Origin of the sequence: Streptomyces sp. SID14478 (assembly GCF_010548525.1) — a bacterium.
Classification (GTDB): domain Bacteria; phylum Actinomycetota; class Actinomycetes; order Streptomycetales; family Streptomycetaceae; genus Streptomyces.
The window spans coordinates 1-1,805 of the sequence record NZ_JAAGMG010000930.1; the positions used below are offsets into that span (position 1 = coordinate 1).

Below are 1,805 nucleotides of genomic sequence, written 5' to 3' on the forward strand. Positions count from 1 at the left end.
GCGCCCACCCGAGCCCCAATGCCGGGGTCGTCGAGGCCTCGTTCGCCGGCGCGCTCGGGGTGCGGCTCGGCGGGACGCTGGCGTACGGGGGCAGGGTCGAGCACCGGCCCGTGCTGAACGCGCAGGGGCGCGCGGTGCGGGTGACGGACGTGGAACGGGCCGCGCGGCTGTCGCGGCGAGTGAGTGTGGCGGCGTGGGGAGTCTGTGTGGCCGGGCGGTTGTGGGTGCGGGGTTGCCGGCGAGGACGTCGATGAGCGGGCGCGGAGGCGGACTGCTCGTCGCCGGGACCACGTCGGACGCGGGCAAGAGCGTGGTCACCGCGGGGATCTGCCGGTGGCTGGTGCGCCAGGGCGTGAAGGTCGCGCCGTTCAAGGGGCAGAACATGTCCCTGAACTCCTTCGTGACGCGCGAGGGCGCCGAGATCGGGCGGGCGCAGGCCATGCAGGCGCAGGCCGCCCGCGTCGAGCCGAGCGCGCTGATGAACCCGGTGCTGCTCAAGCCGGGCAGCGACCGCAGCAGCCAGGTCGTGCTCATGGGCAGGCCGGTGGGCGAGATGAGCGCGCGGGGCTATCACGGTGAGCGGCAGGCGGCGCTGCTCGACACCGTGGTGGGGTGCCTGGAGGAGTTGCGGGGCAGCCACGACGCGGTGATCTGCGAGGGCGCCGGATCGCCCGCCGAGATCAATCTGCGGCGTACCGACATCGTGAACATGGGCATCGCGCGGGCCGCGCGGCTTCCGGTGCTCGTGGTCGGCGACATCGACCGGGGCGGGGTGTTCGCCTCGTTCTTCGGTACGACGGCGCTGCTCGCCCCCGAGGACCAGGAGCTGCTCGCCGGATACCTGGTGAACAAGTTCCGGGGCGACGTGAGCCTGCTGGAACCCGGCCTCGACATGCTCAAGTCCCTTACGGGAAGGCCCACTTACGGAGTGCTCCCCTTCCAGCACGGGCTCGGCATCGACGAGGAGGACGGGCTGCGGGTGTCTCTGCGGGGCGCGGTGCGGGAGTCCGTCGTCGCGCCGCCCGTCGGGGACGACGTGCTGCGGGTCGCGGTGTGCGCGGTGCCGCTGATGTCGAACTTCACCGACGTGGACGCCCTGGCCGCCGAGCCCGGCGTGGTCGTGCGGTTCGTGGACCGGGCCGAAGAGCTGACGGACGCGGACCTGGTCGTCGTACCGGGGACGCGCGGGACCGTGAAGGCGCTGGAGTGGCTGCGCGAGCGCGGCCTGGCCCGGGCGCTGGCGCGGCGGGCCGCCGAGGGGCGTCCGGTGCTCGGCATCTGCGGCGGCTTCCAGGTGCTCGGTGAGCGCATCGAGGACGAGGTCGAGTCGCGGTCCGGTGTCGTGGACGGGCTGGGGCTGTTGCCCGTACGCGTACGGTTCGAGGTGGACAAGACGCTGGCCCGGCCCGTGGGTGAGGCGCTCGGGGAGTACGTCGAGGGGTACGAGATCCATCACGGGGTCGCCCAGGTCCTCGGTGGGGAAGCCTTCTTGGACGGGTGCCGGGTGGGGGCCGTCTGGGGGACGCACTGGCACGGGTCGCTGGAGTCGGACGGGTTTCGCCGGGCGTTCCTGCGCGAGGTCGCCCGGGACGCGGGGAGACGCTTCGTGCCCGCGCCCGACACGTCGTTCGAGGCATTGCGGGAGGAGCAGCTCGATCGGCTCGGGGACCTGGTGGAGCGGTACGCGGACACGGAGGCGCTGTGGCGGTTGATCGAGTCCGGGGCGCCGCGGGGGCTGCCGTTCGTCCCGCCCGGAGCGCCGTCGTGAGCGCCGCGCCCGGTGCCCTCGCGCGCTCCGCTTCGCC

Annotated in this window: 2 protein-coding genes; both read left to right on the plus strand. The window is 73.6% G+C overall.

Annotation, left to right across the window (positions count from 1 at the left end; genetic code table 11):
- The coding region (locus G3I40_RS30275; protein WP_203645053.1) for a cobalamin biosynthesis protein at window positions 1-254 on the plus strand (254 nt) is incomplete at its 5' end.
- A complete protein-coding gene (locus G3I40_RS30280; protein ID WP_164305819.1) occupies window positions 251-1,768 on the plus strand; it encodes a cobyric acid synthase in 1,518 nt (505 codons plus the stop codon). The genes G3I40_RS30275 and G3I40_RS30280, both read left to right, overlap by 4 nt.
- Window positions 1,769-1,805: the final 37 nt, after the last annotated feature.

Coding starts and splice junctions, on each gene's coding strand:
- G3I40_RS30280 (WP_164305819.1), top strand. CDS start 251: ATGAGCGGGCGCGGAGGCGGACTGCTCGTCGCCGGGACCACGTCGGAC.